Source organism: Chryseolinea soli (genome assembly GCF_003589925.1).
Taxonomy (GTDB): Bacteria; Bacteroidota; Bacteroidia; order Cytophagales; family Cyclobacteriaceae; genus Chryseolinea; species Chryseolinea soli.
Genome location: NZ_CP032382.1, coordinates 1,335,873 through 1,355,620, shown reverse-complemented (window position 1 = coordinate 1,355,620; position 19,748 = coordinate 1,335,873). Strand labels below are relative to the sequence as shown.

The 19,748-nt window shown below is 53.7% G+C and carries 15 protein-coding genes; 7 read left to right on the top strand and 8 right to left on the bottom strand.

Translation table 11 applies throughout. The features are described 5' to 3' along the window. Nucleotides 1-65 precede the first annotated feature (65 nt). The 4 genes from D4L85_RS05655 to D4L85_RS05640 all read right to left on the bottom strand — a co-directional run bounded on the left by D4L85_RS05655 (nucleotide 66) and on the right by D4L85_RS05640 (nucleotide 6,005). Nucleotides 66-1,166, bottom strand: coding sequence for an SPFH domain-containing protein (locus D4L85_RS05655; RefSeq protein WP_119753401.1), 1,101 nt, complete (start codon nucleotides 1,164-1,166; stop codon nucleotides 66-68). Between the two features lie 60 nt (nucleotides 1,167-1,226). Beyond that, the gene (locus D4L85_RS05650; RefSeq protein ID WP_119753400.1) at nucleotides 1,227-4,625 is read right to left on the bottom strand and encodes a TM0106 family RecB-like putative nuclease; all 3,399 of its coding nucleotides are present in this window, start codon (nucleotides 4,623-4,625) and stop codon (nucleotides 1,227-1,229) included. A 138-nt stretch (nucleotides 4,626-4,763) separates the two neighbouring features. Then, complete coding sequence (locus tag D4L85_RS05645) at nucleotides 4,764-5,222, bottom strand: hypothetical protein (protein WP_119753399.1); 459 nt, start codon at nucleotides 5,220-5,222, stop codon at nucleotides 4,764-4,766. Between the two features lie 9 nt (nucleotides 5,223-5,231). Next, nucleotides 5,232-6,005 (bottom strand): hypothetical protein, encoded by a 774-nt coding sequence (locus tag D4L85_RS05640; protein WP_119753398.1) that lies wholly within the window; start codon nucleotides 6,003-6,005, stop codon nucleotides 5,232-5,234. A gap of 238 nt (nucleotides 6,006-6,243) precedes the next feature. Here D4L85_RS05640 and D4L85_RS05635 point away from each other — a divergent pair, with 238 nt between their 5' ends. From D4L85_RS05635 to D4L85_RS05615, 5 genes are all read left to right on the top strand, one after another. Continuing rightward, entirely contained in the window at nucleotides 6,244-7,296 is a 1,053-nt protein-coding gene (locus D4L85_RS05635) for a WG repeat-containing protein (protein ID WP_119753397.1), read from the top strand. Nucleotides 7,297-7,405: 109 nt separating this feature from the next. Continuing rightward, nucleotides 7,406-9,253, top strand: coding sequence for a sensor histidine kinase (locus D4L85_RS05630; protein WP_119753396.1), 1,848 nt, complete (start codon nucleotides 7,406-7,408; stop codon nucleotides 9,251-9,253). A gap of 35 nt (nucleotides 9,254-9,288) precedes the next feature. Continuing rightward, on the top strand, nucleotides 9,289-9,924 hold the full coding sequence (locus tag D4L85_RS05625) for a response regulator (protein ID WP_119753395.1): 636 nt from the start codon (nucleotides 9,289-9,291) through the stop codon (nucleotides 9,922-9,924). A gap of 118 nt (nucleotides 9,925-10,042) precedes the next feature. Next, a complete protein-coding gene (locus tag D4L85_RS05620; protein ID WP_119753394.1) occupies nucleotides 10,043-10,369 on the top strand; it encodes a hypothetical protein in 327 nt (108 codons plus the stop codon). Nucleotides 10,370-10,555: 186 nt separating this feature from the next. Beyond that, nucleotides 10,556-11,992, top strand: coding sequence for an aminotransferase-like domain-containing protein (locus tag D4L85_RS05615; RefSeq protein WP_119753393.1), 1,437 nt, complete (start codon nucleotides 10,556-10,558; stop codon nucleotides 11,990-11,992). Nucleotides 11,993-11,997: 5 nt separating this feature from the next. On the opposite strand, the gene D4L85_RS05610 is transcribed toward D4L85_RS05615, so the two are convergent. Further along, nucleotides 11,998-12,468, bottom strand: coding sequence for a GNAT family N-acetyltransferase (locus tag D4L85_RS05610; RefSeq protein WP_119753392.1), 471 nt, complete (start codon nucleotides 12,466-12,468; stop codon nucleotides 11,998-12,000). A 271-nt stretch (nucleotides 12,469-12,739) separates the two neighbouring features. Here D4L85_RS05610 and D4L85_RS05605 point away from each other — a divergent pair, with 271 nt between their 5' ends. Beyond that, complete coding sequence (locus tag D4L85_RS05605; RefSeq protein ID WP_119753391.1) at nucleotides 12,740-12,997, top strand: SemiSWEET transporter; 258 nt, start codon at nucleotides 12,740-12,742, stop codon at nucleotides 12,995-12,997. Here the strand turns inward: D4L85_RS05605 and D4L85_RS05600 are convergent. The 3 genes from D4L85_RS05600 to D4L85_RS05590 form a co-directional block, all read right to left on the bottom strand. Continuing rightward, complete coding sequence (locus tag D4L85_RS05600) at nucleotides 12,987-14,642, bottom strand: hypothetical protein (protein ID WP_119753390.1); 1,656 nt, start codon at nucleotides 14,640-14,642, stop codon at nucleotides 12,987-12,989. The genes D4L85_RS05605 and D4L85_RS05600 overlap by 11 nt on opposite strands. Nucleotides 14,643-14,723: 81 nt before the next feature. After that, on the bottom strand, nucleotides 14,724-15,416 hold the full coding sequence (locus tag D4L85_RS05595; RefSeq protein ID WP_228450785.1) for an ABC transporter ATP-binding protein: 693 nt from the start codon (nucleotides 15,414-15,416) through the stop codon (nucleotides 14,724-14,726). A gap of 63 nt (nucleotides 15,417-15,479) precedes the next feature. Then, nucleotides 15,480-15,908, bottom strand: a complete 429-nt coding sequence (locus D4L85_RS05590) for a response regulator (RefSeq protein ID WP_119753389.1) — start codon at nucleotides 15,906-15,908, stop codon at nucleotides 15,480-15,482. Nucleotides 15,909-15,960: 52 nt separating this feature from the next. On the opposite strand from D4L85_RS05590, the gene D4L85_RS05585 reads away from it, so the two are divergent. After that, nucleotides 15,961-19,626 carry a chemotaxis protein CheB gene (locus D4L85_RS05585; protein ID WP_119753388.1) on the top strand — a complete coding sequence of 1,222 codons (3,666 nt, stop codon included), beginning with the start codon at nucleotides 15,961-15,963 and terminating at the stop codon, nucleotides 19,624-19,626. Nucleotides 19,627-19,748 lie beyond the last annotated feature (122 nt).

Here is a 19,748-nt window from a genome sequence, read left to right as displayed (position 1 = left end):
TTTTCAGCCCTCCAAGGCGTCATCCAACAGGACGCCAGGGAAACGGATGAGACTATATTTTTTATTTATTGAGGGGGTAGCGGCGGGGGAATTGCGCCAAACAGACTTCCTAAGTCGGGAGCGTCGCTTGCTTTTGTCCAGCCGGCCATGCCTTGCTTCCACACCAGGGTCTCGCGGGTTAGTGAGCCTTGCTGGGTCATTTGTTGCAGGGCGGCGAGGTTGAACGGGCCTTGCTGCTGGCCATTGACGGCCACAAAATATTGAACGCTACCCGGAAGGGGTGGGGGACCTTGCGGCGATTGTTGATTTTGCGCGTTGAAAGCTTGTCCCATTTGTTGGGCCATGGCAAAGCCCATGCCCATGCCGATGCCTGCGCCGGCATCGCCACCGGGATTTTTGGCAGCGGCTTCCATGGCATTGGCGGCTTGAAACTGAGCGTATTGGTTGAGGTTGCCCAAGATGCCCATGCTGCTCCGTTTGTCCAGGGCTTGTTCCACTTCCGTGGGAAGCGAAATGTTTTCCACCAGGAACTTGGTCACTTCCAAACCGTATTCGCCAAACTCGGGATTGATCTTGCCGCTGATGAATTTCGAAAGTTCATCATAGTTCGCGGCCAGATCCAGCACGGGTATTTTGCTTTCGCCGATGGCATCCGAAAAGCGTGTCACCACCAGGTTGCGCAGTTGCTCCGTCACCTCGTCGGTGGTGAAGTGGGCCTGCGTGCCGGCGATCTCTTTGATGAATTTTCCGGCGTCGGTCACCTTGATGGCAAACGAGCCAAAAGCCCGCAGGCGGATGGGGCCGAACTCGGCGTCGCGCAACATGATGGGGTTTTTGGTGCCCCACTTGTTGTCGGTAAAGTTCTTCGTGTTCACAAAGAAGATGTCCACCTTGAACGGGCTGTTGAAGCCATATTTCCATCCGCGCAGCGTGGTCAGGATGGGCATGTTTTGGGTGGTGAGCTCGTATCGGCCGGGCTTGAACACATCGGCGATCTGGCCTTCGTTTACAAACACCGCCACCTGGCTCTCGCGCACGGTGAGCTGTGCTCCATTCTTGATTTCATCCTGGTAGCGCGGAAAACGCCACACCATCGTGTTGTTGGTGTCGTCTTTCCACTCAATGATGTCGATGAGTTCATTTTTAAGTTTATCCCAGAGGCCCATGGTGTTGATCTTTTTTGGTGATGATTTATAATGAAAATTAAATAAAAAGAGATTAAAGACCTACAACTCCACCCGCGTGGCCATCTCCCCAAACCGGCACAACGCATTGGCCCATTTCATCTGGTCGATGGTATGACATTCAGGTTCCAGCAACCGGGGGGAGGCCACCAAAATGCAAATGCACTTCGCGCGACTGGTCGCCACATTGAGGCGATTGGGATTGTAAAGAAAGCTCATCCCCCGCGGCGCATCTTCCGTCGACGACGCGGTCATGGAATAGATCACCACGGGCGCCTGCTGCCCCTGGAACTTGTCGACCGTACCCGTTCTCACATCGGGTAATTTTTCACGCAGCCCGCTAACCTGCGCGTTGTAAGGCGCGACGATAAGAATATCATTTTTCGTAAGCGGCGACACCACACCTTCTGCATCGGTCCAGGTCGCGCCACGACTCGTTAATGTTTCCACGATGTTCGTGATGACTGCGATCTCTTCGTCCGACCGGCTTTGACAGCCTTCATGCTCGACGGGGACATAATACAGTCCGCCACCCGTGAACGGTACGGGACCATGGATCTGTTGGTTCTCCAACCCGGGGAGCGATTTCAAGCGACTCTCGTAAAAGAGTTCGGAGGTGAAGGTGCACAGGTTGGGATGCAGGCGTCGTGTGATGCCCAGAAAAATACCGCGGTCGTCGGGAATGGTTTGGTGGCCATCCAGCAGGTAGGTGAGCGCGGCCACGTCGCTGCCTTCAGGGTGGGCGCCGCGTTGGGGTTGTTCCAATTGCTGCGGATCGCCAAGCAGAATAAGATTATGTGCCGAGGGCGTTGCGGCCAACACCTGGCTGAGTGACATCTGCCCGGCTTCGTCCACAAATAAATAATCCAATGTGCCGGCAGCTTTCTTGTCGGCCCATAGCCATGCCGTTCCACCGACAATTTTTCCCTGGCCTAAGGCTTGAATAGCTTCTTCCGTTTTTGTTACCTCGGTGATGCCCGCCGTAGGGGTTTCGCTTTTGTCCGTCACTTTGTGAACGCAGCTCACGGAGAGATTTTGCTTTGCAGCATGTTCCAATACTTTCTCCAGCAAGTTGCGGATCACCTTGTGTCCCACGGCCGTGACCCCGACTTTTTTTCCGGCGCGCACGAGGGCCAGGATCATGTCGGCGCCGGTGTGGGTTTTGCCGGTGCCCGGGGGTCCCTGGATGGCAAGCACACTTTTATCTAATTGCAACGCCAGTCGTATGGCCCCTTGCCCCGGATCTTCTTGTGGCGAGAGCAGCGGTCCGTCGATGGGCGTTAACAGTCGTGGCTTTTTCTTTAACAGCAGGTGTTTGGCGGCGCGATGCGGCCAGTCGTTGTCGAGACCGTCTTCGATGATGTCGTTGGCCAGGTCCATAATGGAGGTGACGAGCGCGCCGGGGTCGATGCGTTCCATCACGTGCACGGCTTGCGGGTGCCGGTCGGCAGTCTTCGCGGTCTTCTTGATGTCGATGGTGTAACGGCTCAAATGGATGGCATACACGCTGCCGATCTTGGCGCCCTTCACTTCATGCAACTCGTCGTCCTCATCCATGCTCACCTCTTGCGGGGGATAGCTGTAGCGGTGCACGGGCACCTTGGTTTTAGCGGGTGTGATCACGGGGCCGATATACTCCAACCCTGCAAGGCCTTTTCGCTCTTCCAGCAAGGCCTCGCGGTCCATTTCGTGCACGCGGAAATAATCCCACCACGCGCTTTTGTCTTCGCGCCGGAAGTAGTCGATCAGGTGGGCCAGCAGCCATTTCCCTTTGTGTATGTCCGTCCAGGTTTCGCGGTCTTCCGGTAGCTTGGCCGTTAGGCCTTTGAAAAGTGCCAGCGCCCGTGTCTGGATGTCGCGCACATTATCGCTGGCCTCGCCCGTCTTTGATTCGGGACGGACGATGGAAATGCCGGAAGCAATCAATTCGCTTCGTCGTGCTTCGAGCCACAGGTGCAGGGCTTGCGTGGCACGGCAGTCGTCTTCGTTGTAGCGCTCCACCACTTCCCGGATGTCGTTTGAAAGCGAGGGCACTTCGTTGAGTTCCAGAGCGCGTTCCAATGCGCGGCGGCAAGCACCGGCGGTGGGTAGTTCGATCTGGCGTTGATAGATTGTGAATTTTTCCAGGTCTTTCAGAGAATAGTGCTCCACGCTGGCTTTGAGGCTCTCGCGGATCACCATGTGGAGATCGATAAACCGTTCTGCCCGCAGCAATTGGTCTACTTCGTCGGCACGTGTGCTGTGGCGGTTGGCCAGGCGTTTCATGGCGCCGGGTTCGTAAATGCCATAGTGATAGACATAGAAGTTGGGATAGCGCCGCCAGCGATCCATGATCACGTCGATGAATTGTTCAAAGATCTTCTTCTCGGTCACAACGTCCATCGCCCAATGTGCGCGGTAGGTCAACGTTCCGGTGTCGTCCTGGAAGGCATAGCCCAACAAATATTCCAGGCCGCCGCTGCCGAAGAAGGGATCGCCTTCAATGTCAAAATATACATCGCCTTTGTCGGGTTCGGGCAGACGAAAGAAGCCCCGGCCCGGCTCGGGTGCCAGTGTTTTGTAAAGGAGTTTGTCTTGTACGCGTCCTTCCCATTGAATGCGCGCTTGATCGTGCAACGAAACATACGCCTCGGCGTTTCCGCGCTTTGGTTTTTCGGGAAGGGGTAGAGTCAATTGTGCAAATTGTTCCAGGGTGTCGATCTGTTGATGCTGCAACTCCTGGCGGTGGGCGGTGCGGATGCCGGCGATAAGCGACAGGTGATCGTCGTCGTGGCGGCGGGTGTCGCAGTGTTTCCACCAGCGACAAATGGCGCAGTGCGCTACGGGATCGGGATAGATGTTTAATGCGGGGCCGAGCATGACCGTTTCAAAATTTTTACGGATCAACGCATAGTAGGCCCGGAAGTCGGTAAACAAAAATTCGTCGGTAGGGAAATCATCTCCGGGTTTCACCACATACATTTTCCACGGTGTGTGACCCTGCAACCGCTCTAGCAAGTCCGTATAGAGACACAGTTGCAGGATGGTGGCGGCGCGGGTGTTTTGAGAGAGCTTGGTGTCCTGCACCTCATACGACCAGTCGCCAAACCGGCTGGTGCCGGGAATTTTTAAAAGAATATCGGCATTACCGGTCCAGACGCCTTCCGATAGTGTCGCTTGCGTGATCACATCCACACCCGCGGCCATCGCCTTCACGGTTTCTTCCGTCGGTTTGTTTTTCAGGTCAACGAGGGTGAGTCCCTTTTGGCGCAGGTGTTCCACGTAGGCCGCTTCATGTTGCTCGCCACGTTTGGCCAACACGGCCAAAGCAGGGTCGAACCAATCGGGCTTTGCCAAATCCTTGTTGGCGACGGCGCGATCGAGTTGCGACAGGTGTTTGCAGCCGAGGTAGTTGGAGAGATCGGTAGCCGCTAAATATAAAATGCCGGAAACGTAACGCATGCGAAAAAATAGTAAATGAATCGGAACATTCCATCACAAATCCTTGCTGTGGATCCAGGATGAATAAACTGTGAAGAGCGGGTTAAGTTAGAAAATAATTTAAAAACTTTGGAAAATCAAAAGGACGCATTGGCGCATTTATCTTCGCAAGATAACGTACGTAGTCACGACCAGTAAGGCCATCCGGACGGCGATGCCGAGGTAAAATGTGTCCTTTTTTCGCAAATACTGAATCGTCGTCGTCACCAGGATCAAGAGCGCCACCAGCGCACTAGCAAGTAACCACTGACGTCCGCCTTCATGCCAGAAGATGCGAAGCATCGATAGGAGCATGAAAGCAATCGTCATACATGCGAGGTAGGCACCTGTCATGCGCCAAGCGGAAATTTGATCATAAGTTGACTTTTTAAAAATGGCATTTGGAGAAAGGGCATTGAGATAAAATGGGCCCATGAGCAAATAGAAAGTAATAAGCAGGAACCAAACCGGTAAGATGATCATGACGATATGAACGCCAAGCCTCATATTGGAGGTAGCATTAGCTTGATAGACTCCCGCGATAAGTCCGACGATTGACAATCGTTCAAGGTGTTTCATAACGAGAGATCAGTATAATCGTTTTGCAACCCGCGGCGTCTTCAAGCTAACCCAAAAAATGTGCAACGGCTCTTTTGATTTGGCACTACCATCGTGGTCGGCATCCTGCCGCGCAAAAATATACATCACATCATTTTTCGGATCGTATTGCGAACGCACCGCCGAATGGTCGGAAGGAAGCAGTTGAATTTTTTCCTTGCCCGTAGCATCGAAGTAATAAAACCGGCGCAGGTCCCTGCGATTGATGAGCGTGTCCTGGTTGGTGTCGGCATCGTACACAGAAAGGAGATAGTAGTCCCGCGTGATGGGTTTCTCGTACAATGAATCCTGGATGAACGAAGGATAATATAACGACTTGATCAGCACGGGTTGTTCGAACAGCGGGTTCAACGTCTCTGTTTTCAAATCGTAGTGGGCGATGTTCAGCAGGTTGTAGCCATAGAGCAGATCCAGCCCCGGCATATAATGTTCTTCGCGATCGCTTTCATAGTCATACGAGCGTTTTCCGTAGAGATAATCATCGCTATTGTAGCCCTTTGCCGCGACGGCACGCCGTTCTTTATAGATCGTCACCAATCGGTGTTGGTCGAGCCCGGTCAGCAAGACCTCCTGGGGTGTTGTGGCAATCTGGCCGGGGGCCATATTGCCTTGTATGGCGTTCACAAGATTGGAGTCAGCCTTGATTTCGGCCGGACTTTCAATGCGGATCTGTTCTTCTTTTGCTTCCCTTTTGCGGGTGGAACAACCTGGCGTCAACAGAAGCGCGAGGGCGAGCAGGGACAATAAAACGGAGGGCAGGTGGCGGTCACTCTAAAACGATGCGTCATGAAGAATTAAGATTTCGGTACAAGCCATTGTTCCGACAAGATAACATTCATCTCCAACATTTGAGCGTCCGGCAAATTTTATGGAGATACCCCGTTATTTTCATAAAATCTTCATCCCCGGAACATGAATTTCCGTACACTCTCGCGATAAAGCTTACCCTAAAATTTGTACATTGTTTAAAAAACTACCCCTTATGAAAATGAAGTCTTTCTTTAGTGTCTTGGTTGCGGTCGCCCTGTCGGTCACAGCCTTCGCGCAAACACTGGTCACACAAGTAAAGCCGGCCGGTGGCAAGAAATGGGGATACGCCGATCTGAAAGGCGACCTCATCATCCCCGCGCAATATGAAAAATGCTACCAGTTTTCAGCCGATGGCTGGGCACCCATTTACGACACTGACAACCGGCAATATTTTTTCATCAACACCAAAGGCGAAAAGCTGCCGACCGAGCTCAAGAAGTTTAAACTCATAGACGGCTTTGGCTTCGACCTCAAAGGTTTTGCCGACGGACTGGTGCCCGTCAAGGACGGTGAAAAATGGGGCTTCCTGAACACCCAAGGCAAGGTGGCCATCCCCGCCAAATACGATAACGTGACCGACTTCAACGGGGGTTTTGTGCCCGTGAAAGTGGGCGACAAATATTTTATCCTCAACACCAAAGGTGAAGAAACACCGGTAGACGCCAGCATCACCGACGTGAAGACCTTCTCCGAAAAATTGGCCCCCTGCAGAACCGCCGACAAGAAAGCAGGTTTCCTCGGCACCGACGGAAAGATCGCCATCGCGCCCCAATTCGAAAGCGTGGGCTACTTCCGGGGTGGCCTGGCGTGGGCAAAGACAGCCGACAAAAAAGTGGGCTACATCAACACCAAAGGCGACTGGGTCATAAAGCCGACGTTTGACACCGGCAAAGATTTCGATCCCAAAAGCGGCATGGCGCGCGTAAAGGATGCCGGCGGCTGGGCCTACGTGAGCACCTCCGGCAATGTGCTCAAGGTGCCCGACACCGACTTATGGGGAGACTTCTCCAACGGCTTGGCCCAAGGCCGCAAGAACGGCAAGTTCGGCTTCTTCAACACCAAGGGCGAGTGGGTCATCGAACCCCAGTTTGACGGCTCCCGCGATTTTGTGAACGGCTATGCCGCTGCCAAAAAAGACGAGCTCTGGGGCATGATCGATGCATCGGGCAACTGGGTGATCCAACCGAAATTCGACGGCATCAAAGACATGGAGCTCGTGAAGTAATTCACGGTGAAACACGTTTAGAATAAGAATGTAGCGGTGAGGTTTCGCCGCTACATTTTTTTTGTCGGAAAGGATACCGTTCTTTTGCAAAGCGATTCACCCCGCGCGAATGAGGAATCTGAACATTTTCAAGAAACTGTTCTTTTCGCATACCATCATCGGCTTGCTGGCCATCGTCATGTTGTCGGCCATTGTGTATGTGTTGGTGGGCGAGATCCTTATTCAACGCACGCTCGACCAGTTGTCGTCCATCAACATTTTAAAGAAGGAGCTCATCGAGAACCATTTCTTCCGGTCGCAACAAAACCTGGAAGCGCTTTCACTGGAAGACAAATTCCTGCACGTACGCCAGCGTTTGATCCAGGAGAAAAAAACCGAAGGCGATCACGACCTGTCCGACCTCTACAACATCTGCCGTCTCTACAACTTTCGCAACCTCCACCTCTTCGACGCCGACCACACACAACTCTTCAGCACCGACAGCGCCATGTATCCCGACGGCCTCATGCAACGCGTCGAAACCGTGGTGGCCAAAGAACCCAACCGCCTCTGGATCATCGACGCCTCCCCGGCCATTGGCGACAAACAAACTTTTCTTTTTTACTATGTGCCCATCATGGAAGACCAGAAACGGGCGGGCATCGTGCTGGTGCAGGAGAACTTCGAAAAGATCCAGCGCATTTTGCTGGAGACCACCGGCATGGGCAGCACCGGCGAGTCCTATATCGTGGGCGACGACTACGTGATGCGTTCTACGTCGCGCTTCCTGCTGAATGCGCCGCCCGGATCGGTGCGCGTGGAGACCGATGCTGCGCGGAACTCGTTCAAAGATTTGTCGGGCCGGGGCATCGTGACGGACTATCGCGGCGAGCGCGCCCTGAGCGTGTATCGCGTGGCCGACGTGCCGGGACTCACCTGGGCCATCATTTCGGAGATCGACCTGAGCGAGGCCATGGAGCCGATCATACGGCTGCGCAATTATCTTATCGCGATCACGCTTATCGTCCTGCTCTTTATCCTGGTCGTCACTTATTTTGTCTCCAACGCCATCGCGCAACCCATCCTGCAATTGCGGGAGATCATTGTCACGCTCTCCAAAGGCATGATCCCTTCGGGGAACCGGCGCATCACATCGTCGGACGAGATGGGACAAATGGCGAACGCGATCTACCAGCTCACGGAAGGGCTGGAGCGCACCACCACGTTTGCGAAAGAGATCGGCTCTGGAAATTTCAATACATCGTTCACCACACTCAGCGACAAAGACACCTTGGGCCTGGCCCTCATCCACATGCGCGACGCCTTGCGCGGTATGAACGAGCGCGAATTGAAAAGCGCCCGCGAACGCGCCGCCACCTTGCTGGAAGGCCAGGAGAACGAGCGCCGACGCATCATCAAAGAATTGCACGATGGCGTAGGCCAGTTGCTCACCGCCATCCGCATGCGTGTGGACGCCCTGGAGGGCAACACGGTCTGGAAGGAAGAGATCAAAGGCCACATCAACGACACCATTGCCGAAGTGAAGCGCATTTCCTACAACGTGATGCCGCAGGCGCTCGTGGACTTTGGCCTGGAGGCGGCCTTGAAAGGACTGTGCGACACGGTGAGAAAATATGCAACGTTCACCATCGACTTCCGCTATGTCAAAGAGTTCGAGCACTCCCTCAATTTTGAAGTGAACATCGCCCTGTTCCGCATCGCCCAGGAAGGCCTCAACAATGTGGTGAAACACGCCGAGGCCACCCACGTGAACCTGCACCTGCTCGACAACGAAGACGAGGTCTACATGCTGCTGGAAGACGACGGCAAAGGCTTTGACATGCGCGCCGCGGGCCAACAGGGCGGCCAGGGCCTGCGCAACATCAAAGAACGGGCAAAGCTGCTCGACGGCAGCGCCGAGATCCATTCCTCCCCTGGCGAGGGCACGGTCGTGGAAGTGCACATTCCGGTTGTCTAATCTTTAGCTACCTTCGTAGACTTGATTTCACTTGTATGAATAAGATCCGATTGCTGCTAGCCGACGACCACCCGCTGATCCGCGCGGGATTCAAATCCATGCTTGTTAAAAACGAGCACTTCGAAATCGTGGGTGAAGCCGAAAATGGCACCGACCTGCTCACCCTCACCGACGAGCTGTCGCCCGACATGATCCTGACCGATATCAGCATGCCCGGCATGAATGGCCTGGAGGCTTTGCAGAAAGTGAAAAAGCAATACCCCGCCATCAAATGCATCGTGCTGACCATGCACGAGGAACGCGAGTACATCATGAACGCTCTGAAAACCGGCGCCGAAGGCTACCTGCTGAAAAGCATCGAGGGACCCGAGCTGGAAAAGGCCATCCTGGTGGTATTTCACGGCGGCAAATATTTCAGCCCCCTCATCACGTCCATCCTGGCCGATTCCGTGGCCCGCCCCGAACTCCCCGAAGTGGGCGACATCACACCCCGTGAAAAAGAGGTGTTGGAGTTGGTAGCCCAGGGCAAGAGTACCAAACAGATCGCCGACCTGTTGGGCATCAGCATCCGCACGGTGGAGTCGCACCGCATCAACATGTTGAAGAAAATGAAAGTGAACAACACCGCCGAGCTGATCCGCAAGGCCATAGAAATGAAGATCCTTTCCTGACTCAGGGTAAACCCCGAGACGCGTTTCCGTAAAAATCATAGGGCCCAAATGGTACTTTTCCTGAGGCAGGCCTTTGCCCTCGCGCCGTTTATTTGTAAAACAGCAAACAAACTGCGTTATGAAAAAGCGACTGAACGTGTGGACGAAGACCATGGCCCTGGTGGCCCTCATGGTGACAAGTATTTCCTTCGCCAACGCACAAACGGGCACCGACCCGGCGTGGCCCATCTCGAAGGACGTGCAAAAAGTAGCCAATCAGCAAAGCCTGAGCGACCCCAGCCTGCGCCAATCGCATATCCGTGCGAAATCATTGGATGCACACTGGGTTGTTTCCAAGCGAGCCACCAAAGCATCGCGCGAAAGCATGATGGCCAAAGGCAACGTGGCTTCGACAGGAACGCCTTCGTGGGTGATCTCGAAGGGTGTTAAACGCATCGGCCGATAATCTAAGAATCTCTAGTTTTAGGTACACAGGGAGAGGGAATCCTTATCGTGAAAACGGTAGGCGATTCCCATTTTTTTTGTGGGATCGCAAATCTTTTGTCCGTCTCCCTTCGTTCATAACAGTTGGAGTTTTAGTACTTTTGACCATATCAGTTCGTATGGCCTTCGCTTACTAAAGAAACTGCTCATGAACGACGTGTTGCCAAAGCCGGATCATAAATACAATGCCGTGGCCGAGCGCATTGAAGCGCTTATTGAAAAAAATGTGCTGAAGGTCGGCGACAAACTGTTGTCGGTGCGCGCCCTCAGCAAAGAACAGGGCATTAGCCTGAGCACGGCGTTCCAGGCCTACTATTTATTGGAAAGCAAAGGGCTGGTGGAAGCGCGGCCCCAATCCGGCTATTATGTAAAATATTCACCCGAGCATGTGCTCGACCTGCCCCGCACCAGCGAACCGCCTGACGACGCGCTACCCGTCACCATCGACGACATGATCAATAGCGTCTACGTCGACCTCAATTCTCGCACCCTCCTGAATTTTTCCATGGCGGCACCGGCCATCGAGTTGCTGCCCACGGCGAAGCTCAACAAGGCGGTGACCCACGTGCTGCGCGAATCGAAAACAAGTTGCCTGCACTACGAACACATCCAGGGCAACGTGGCCCTGCGAAAACAAATTGCGCGACAAGCATTTAATTGGGGAGGCACACCCAGCGAGAACGACATCGTGGTAACGGCCGGTTGCGTGGAAGCCTTGTCGCTTTGCATCAAGGCCATCACCAACCCAGGCGATGCCATCGCGATAGAGAGCCCAACCTACTTTGCTATTTTCCAGGTGATGCAAAGTCATGGATTGAAGGTGGTGGAGATCCCTACGGATCCGGTGTTGGGCTTGGACATCGACTACCTCGAGCAAGCCATCCCGCGCTTCAACATCAAGGCCTGTTTGGTGGTGAGCAACTTCAACAATCCCTTGGGAAGCTGCATGCCCGACGACCGCAAGAAACGGTTGGTGGACATGCTGGCCAAAAAAGAGATCCCGCTCATCGAAGACGATATTTATGGAGAGCTCTACTTTGGCAAAACCCGCCCCAAGACCTGCAAGAGCTTTGACAAAAAAGGACTGGTGCTGCATTGCGCGTCCTTCTCCAAATCGCTGGCCCCGGGCTACCGCATCGGCTGGACGATCCCCGGCAAATTCAAAGACAAAGTGATCCGCCTCAAGCGCATGCACACCGTCTCCACCAACACGCTGGCCCAGGCAGCCGTGGCCGACTTCCTCAGCAAGGGCCGTTTCGAGTTGCATCTTCGCCACTTGCGCAAAGCGCTTCACACCCAGGCCCTCCGTTATGTGCAGGCCGTCTGCGAATATTTTCCCGAGGACACGTGTATCTCGCGCCCTCAGGGGGGCTTCACGCTGTGGATCGAGATGAATAAAAAAATAAATGCCTACAAGCTTCACAAACGCGCACTGAAACACAACATCGGCATTGCCCCGGGCCAGATCTTTTCTTCACAGGGAAGATTCGAAAATTGCTTCCGCATCAGCTATGGCGAGCCGTGGAATCCGAAAATCGAGGAGGGATTGAAAACACTGGGCAAGTTGATGCGTGAGTGGCGGTGAGACCGTTAACCTTGCTTTGGGACAAGGGATTTTATAAACCGCTTCGATGTTTCCGCATAGCCGTGCTTGAGATAGAAATCATGCGTCTGAAGCCGCCGCAGGTTGCTGGTCACTTCTACGGAGGTGCATCCCTGGGCAACCAGAAATTTTTCAGCCTCCGTTAGTATGTATTGACCGATGCCTTTGCTGCGCACCCGCTCATGCACACAAAAGGCGGTGATGCGACCCATCCTGCCGGGCGAGTGAAAGATTTGAAACCAATGCAGGGAAATAAATCCCACCACATCGCCGTCTACTTCGCCGACGAGCAACCGGTAGGTTTCGGCGCTATACGTTTCAATTTTCCCCAGGACAAAATCCAAGTTCTCCTGTGGCGATGGGTATCCCAGTTGCGTTAGTAAAACCGCCAGCGCGGCGGCGTCTTTCCGGATGGCCTGACGAACAATCACGAGATGAATGTAAAATAATTGCTGCACCTATTGAAGTAAACAGGAACACAAAATGCGTTCAACGTGTAGCGATCGGAGCGCGAAACCCGGCTATCAACCCCCGGCCTATGCCGGCGCCCATCCCAACCCAGCTCCTGCAACGTTCGATCTGTTCAAATTTCCGCAATCGTTGTACCTGGCTAAAGCGTCGATAAAATTACATGGAAGGCGAATCACCGCAACGTTTCGGTAGCTTTGGGAGTTAAATAACTTGGACGACCCGCCAACGAAACCATGGGTCTGCCCTAAAATAAACGATATGAACACGATACAACTTCTTGGACTTGCTGCAGGAATGTTAACGACGATAGCCTTTCTTCCCCAGGTGATCAAAACCTGGAAAAGCCGTTCGGCAAAAGACCTGTCTTTGGGCATGTTTTCACTTTTTTGCCTGGGCGTAGCGTTGTGGCTGGCCTATGGCATCCTGGTACGCGACATCCCTGTGATCGCTGCCAACATGTGCACGCTCATGCTGGCTTCCACCCTTCTTTTCTTCAAGCTCCGCTTCAAAGAGTAAGCTGCTCCCACGACGTTTGTTTATAATCGCGGTATGCAAAGTATAACACCACCAGTTGGGCTGGGATGGCCGCCCACAACAACACCGGCATGTACGTAACCCCGTAATGGATCAAGCCCAGCAGCCCGATCATGAGGCCGGTCAAAAGGCCGCGCGCCAGGTTGCCGCTCTGTGTGCGCAGGCTGGGGGCCATCGAAAACGGCAGGTAACGTTTGGAGATCGTGACCAGCAAAAGGACCATGATCATGTTGTTGAACAAACCGAAAAGTAAATCGGACCACGCGCGCCATCCCCACACATAGAGAATGATGACGCTGATCACGGCATAGCCCGGAACAAACAGCCGCACAAAAATCGCCTTGAGCGTTCCGCTCAAAATCTCGCCCGGTGCCTGCAACGGCGCCGAAAAATAAATCCAGCTTGCCTTGAAGTCATCGGAATAGGGTATTTCATGACACGCCACCTGTTGCACCATGAACATGAGGTAGATCAGCACCAAATGATAGTTGGATTCCGAGAGATGGGCCAGCGTTGACCCGAGCGAATCTTTGCTGCGGAAAATAAAGATGAAACCCAGGATGAGCACATACCCATAGGCCGGATAGATCTTCAGCTTGATCTTCCTGTCGCGCGAGAGCAATTTGGAGATCACGTCGAAAGCGCCCTGCTCCACAGGCGAGGCCGTGAACCAGCGACGCGATGGAAGCGTTGCGCTTTGAACGACCACTTTTTTTGTTTTTGATTCACCCACACCGCCGCTAAGTGCGCTGAGCTTCCGGTTGAAAATGGGCGTGAGAAAAGTGTTGACGGCATACATGCCCGCAAAGGGCACGACCAATGCGCAGGCCGTCAACCCCACGTGAAGGCCGTCGAAAAGATGGAGCTTCACCATTTCCAAGGCGCCGGCCATCCAAAGCGGTGGAATGAGAAAGCTCCAGGCGCTCAGCGTGAAATCGAAAAAATCGCCTGTAAGTCTTCCCATCATGCGCGGCAGGATCTGGTAGCTGCCCATCACCGCCACGGCCATAAGGATCTGAAAATAGTTGATGATGTTCTTCAGCTTTTCTTCGCTGGAAAATTGCATGACCAGCAGGTAGAAGGCGTTGGTGACAAACACGGCCGTGAGAATGGCCAACACAATGGCTGCGCAGAACACCAGCAGCACGACCCACCCATGCATCACGAACACGACTACGCAAGGCACGATGGATAATCCAAGCGCCAACTGGCCGAGGTAAAGCATGATGTGCGTGGCGCGCGCCACAAAGAGCGTGCGACCGTCGACGGGCCGGGGCAGGATGATGGTGTTGTCGCTGGTGTCGAGCAGGATGGAGGAGAAGTCGGTGATGAGCGTCATCACGATCATGACCATGAGGTAGCTGAAGAACACCGTCATGGCAAAGCGGAATGACGGGATGGCACTGAGGAGGAACCCGATAAATACGCCGAAAATGATGTAGACGAACACCGTTTGCCAAAACGTGTTGCCCGATTCTTTTGCTTTTCTCTGAAAGGTGACCAATTGCCGGCGGTTGTCCATCACGAGCTTGATGGCCACGATGGCCCGCACTTGCTCATAGTCGGCACCGAGCAACCGGAAGATCCAGGCGAAGGCGTCCAGCACGGTCAGGAGAACTTTTTCCATGATCAGCTTCTCAATACATCGATAAAGTGGCCGGCGGCAGAGGCGTGCTCGCGGTTGCCGGTCAGGTCGGTAAATATTTTTTCAAGCGAGCCGGTCGCCTGGGCGTTCAACTCGGCAAACGTGCCGTTGGCGATCACCTCGCCTTTGTTGATGATGATGATGCGGTCGGAAATCTTTTTCGACCACATCCATGAGGTGCGAACTGTAGAAGATCGTTTTGCCCGCCTGTTTAAGCTGTGAAAGAATTTCCTTCACCAGGATGACGGCGTTGGCATCCAGCCCCGACAGCGGTTCGTCCAGGAAGAGCAGCGCGGGGTTGTGGATCATGCCGGCGATGAGCAATACTTTTTGACGCATGCCTTTGGAGAACGTGGTCATGCGCGAGTCGAGGTGCTCGCTGAGTTCGAAAAGCTCCAGCAGTTCTTTGGCTTTTTTGTCGACAATGGCCAGGTCCATCTTGTAAAGCTGCCCAACGAAATATAAATACTCCAGCGGCGTGAGCGTGTCGTAGAGCGCGGCGTTCTCGGGAATGTAGCCGATCTGTTTCTTCACCTCCACGGGTTGCTTGCGGATGTCCAGCCCCAACACCGTCACCTCGCCGTCGAAATCGGGAATGATGCCGGTCAGGATCTTGATGGTCGTGCTTTTGCCGGCGCCGTTGGGCCCGATGTAGCCAATGATCTCCCCTTGCCGGATGGTGAGATCGATGTTTTTCAGGACGGTCTCAGTGTAGGTTTTCGACAGGTTGCGAGCGACGATCACGGAGTTTTCCATAGGGAAAAAAGAAATTAGCGTGTACTACAAGTATACGCATTATTTAAATTCAGTAGGCGCGCTTCAGAGCGGCTTTGTGGCCACCGACAGGATCGTGCGGATGCTGGTATCGAAGCCATCGACGGTGGTGGGCTTGGTGAGGAATTGATGGGCGCCGGCGTTGAGGCAGTATTCTTTTTCGGCGGGGGTGGACGAGGTGGTGAGGATCACCACGGGGATGTGTCGGAGGTCGTCGTCGGCCTTCAGTCGGGCCAGCACGTCGCGGCCGTGGAGCTTGGGAATGTTCAGGTCGAGGAGGATAACGTTGGGGAAATTTTTACCCATTTTGAGAAAAGAAATCACCTTGTCACCCTGCTTCACAACGTCCAGGGTAAAGGGCACACCCTTTTCGCGGAGCACGTCCTCCATTAATTCAACGTCGTCCTGATCGTCTTCTACCAAAAGTATTTTCAGCGGATTCACAAAAAGCAGGTTGGGATAAAAAACGGGCACAAAATTTACCTAGCCAAATGTAAATTTTATTTTGAGTAATTCTTCTCCCGATATGGCTAAAATGATGGAGGGCCCGGAAACAAAACATCCGGACCCTAAAATTGTCGGCATTGGCGCCTCCGCCGGCGGCATGGAGGCGCTGCATGACCTGTTCGATTACTTGCCTGCCAATACAGGCTTTTCTTATGTGGTGGTACAACATCTATCGCCCGACTATAAAAGCCTGATGGCCGAACTATTGTCGAAGCATACCGCCATGCGTGTGCGCGAGGCTGAGGACGGTGGCGAGATCGAACCGGATTGCATCTATGTCATCCCTGCCAAGAAAATAATGACCGTCCACGACCAAAAGCTTCGCCTGGCAGAGAAACTAAAGAAAGGCGGTCCGAACAACGCCGTGGATATCTTTTTTACTTCCCTGGCCGAAGACCTGGGCGAGCGGGCTGTGGGCATCGTGCTTTCGGGCACCGGCACAGACGGATCAAAAGGCATCGAGGCCATCAAACGTCATGGGGGAATAGTGATCGTGCAAGACCCGCTCACCGCCGCTTTCGACGGCATGCCTAACAGTGCCATCGCCACCGGTTATGTGGACTTGATCCTCCCTCCTGAAATGATCGGGGAAGAAATGCTGGAGTTCATCAAAGATGAGCCACTCATGCAATCTTTCCACAGCATGAACCGGCAAGACGAAAAGAGTTTACGCGAATTGCTGGACCTGCTCCACAAGAGCACCAAACACGACTTCAATCAATACAAGCGCCCCACGCTGCTCCGTCGCCTGGCCAAACGCATGTCGGAAGTGGGTGTGGCTGACCTGGGCTCCTATCGCCAGTATATCCGGGAGAATGACGACGAGTTAAAAATCCTCGGGCGTGAGTTCCTGATCAACGTCACGAAATTTTTTCGCGATGGCGAGGCATTCGAATGTTTGCGCACGCAAGCCATCCCCAACATTCTTTCGAAGAAGTCGCCGGAGGATCCCATAAAAGTTTGGGTAGCCGCCTGTAGCAGTGGTGAGGAAGCCTACTCGGTGGCGTTGCTGTTTCGCGAGTGTATGGAGAAAACCGGGATGCTGTTTTCCAACCTGAAAATATTCGCTACCGACATCGACGCCGATGCGCTGGAAACCGCGTCGCGTGGCGTATATGGCGAGAGCATTACGCGCGACGTGCCGCCTTCGTTGTTGAAGAAATATTTTATCGAGGAGGGAAAATCCTATCGCGTCTCGCCCGAGCTGCGCAAGCATGTGGTGTTTGCCAACCACGACATCTTGAAGGATCACCCCTTCAGCCACATCGACCTCGTTCTTTGCCGGAACATGTTCATCTACATCAACCCGGTGTTGCAGCGCAAGGCGTTGAAGAAATTTCATTTTGCCCTGAAGCTGGATGGGTATTTAATGCTGGGCCCTAGCGAGAACATCGGGCCGTTGAAGGAAGTCCTGCTGGAAGTGAGCCGGAAATGGAAACTCTACCGGTGTACTACCAAGGCGACCCTGGCCGATGGCGAGACCATGTTGGTGCCGCTGGACAAGACGGTGTTTCCTCCTATTTCCACCCCGGCAGCACGCAACCCCGTGGCCAACATGGCCGAGATCTTTAAAGACACCCTGCTGGAAGACCGGAAGATCGTGGTCCTCGTCATCGATCGCGAATTCAAGGTGAAGCAAGCCGTGGGAAACTATAAGACCTTTCTTCACTTTCCTGACGACACCTTCAATTTCAATTTACTAAAACTGGTAGCGCCGGACCTGGCCGTGGCCCTGGGTGTGATCGTGCGCCGTGCCATGACGTCGAATGAAAAAAGCGTGCTGAAGCGCGTGGCCGTTCATCACGAAGGGTCGCCGCGCTTTGTGAATATCATCGTGAAGCCCTATCTCACGCAAAAGGAATTCCAGGAGCCCTTCCTGTCGGTGATCCTGGAGGAAGACAATACAGAACCCCGGGTGATGAAAGCCATCGATCCGGGAATGGTTGGCGACCTGGAACGCATCACCGAACTGGAACGCGAGCTCACCGACACCCGCGAAAACCTGCAAGCCGTGATCGAAGAATTGGAGACGGCCAACGAAGAAATGCAGGCCAACAACGAGGAGATGATCTCCACCAACGAAGAGTTGCAAAGCACCAACGAAGAACTCCAGTCGCTGAATGAAGAGCTGCACACGGTGAGCGCTGAACACCAGTCGAAGATCCAGGAACTGTATGAATTGAACGACGACCTGAACAATTATTTCAACAACTCCGACATCGGACAGATATTGGTCGATCGCAAAATGATCATCCGGAAATTCACCCCGTCTTCGCGCCGGATGGTCAATTTTATCGATGCCGACATCGGCCGTTCCCTGGTAGACATCACGACCAATATCCCAAGCGTTGACATGGTCGCTCACATCCGGAAGGTCATCGACACCGGCGAGCTGGTGACGCGGGAGATCGAGACGACCGATCATCATTTCTATCTCATGCGGCTGAGTCCCTACGTGCGGCGTGACAAGACCATCGATGGCGTGGTGATCAATTTTATCGACATTTCGCAGATCAAGCGGCTTGACAGTATCGTCCAGGGGATCTTCAAAAGTTCCACCAGCGGTATTGCCGCCAAGCGCGCGGTTCGCAACAAGCAAAGAAAGATCGTGGACTTTGAATACCTGGCGCTGAACGAAGCGGCAGAGAGAATGTTCAATGTAAAACCCGGCGCCTTGGCAGGTCAAAAGTTGTTGCGCATGTTCAACGGGAACAAGACCTATTTCGATATGTATGTGGACGTCGTCGAAACCGGCGTACCTGCGCGATTGGAATTTTACCAGGAGGCAACCGACAAATGGTACGACACGACCGTTGTGAAAATGCTCGACGGTGTGGTGACCACGTACACCGATATCACCAAGCGGAAAAAAGATGCCGACATCATCGCACGCAACTATGAAGACCTCGAGATCACCTCTCAAAAGCTCTCGGAAAGCAACATCCAACTGGAGCGTTCTAACTTCGACCTGTTGCAATTTGCTTCGGTGGCTTCCCATGACTTGAAGGAACCACTGCGCAAGATCCAGGCGTTTGGAAATTTGTTGCAATCCAAAATCAACGACAAACTCTCACAGAGCGAAGCCGGCTATTTCGACAAAATGATCAATGCCTCCAATCGCATGCAGTACCTCATCGACGACGTGCTGACGCTCTCCAAACTGTCGAACAATGGCATCGTGAAAGAGTCGACCGACTTGAAGGCGCTGGTGAAGGAGATCTGCGACGACCTCGAAGTTTCCATTCGCGACAAGAAGGCGGTGGTCCGGATCGGCGATCTTCCTTACATCGATGCCGTGCCCGGACAGATGCGGCAGGTATTTCAAAACCTCATCAGCAACGCGCTGAAATTCTCGGGCCCTCATCCCCCGGTCATCACCATGGAACGAAAGCCGGTGACCCGTGAGCAGGCAGATACGTTTGGCGTTTCCCCGGATCAATTTGCATGCGTGGAAGTGAGCGACAACGGCATCGGGTTCGAGAACGAATACCGCGAAAAGATCTTTGGCATCTTCCAACGTCTGCACGGCCGGAACTTTGAAGGCACGGGCATCGGGTTGGCTATTGCCCGGAAGATCGTGGAGAACCACGGGGGCTACATCTATGCCCGCGGCGAGATGAACAAGGGTGCTACCTTCTATCTGATCCTGCCCATCACACCCCAATCCAGCATCGACGTGCGTTAGATCAGGGGCGGGAACGTACACTCCACTGTTCAAATCTGACCAGCGGCGTACTCCCGAAACCCTCATGAGGAAAGGAAAAACGCGGTTTTGTGGCCCGGCATTGTTCTTGAACGGCTTCGCGC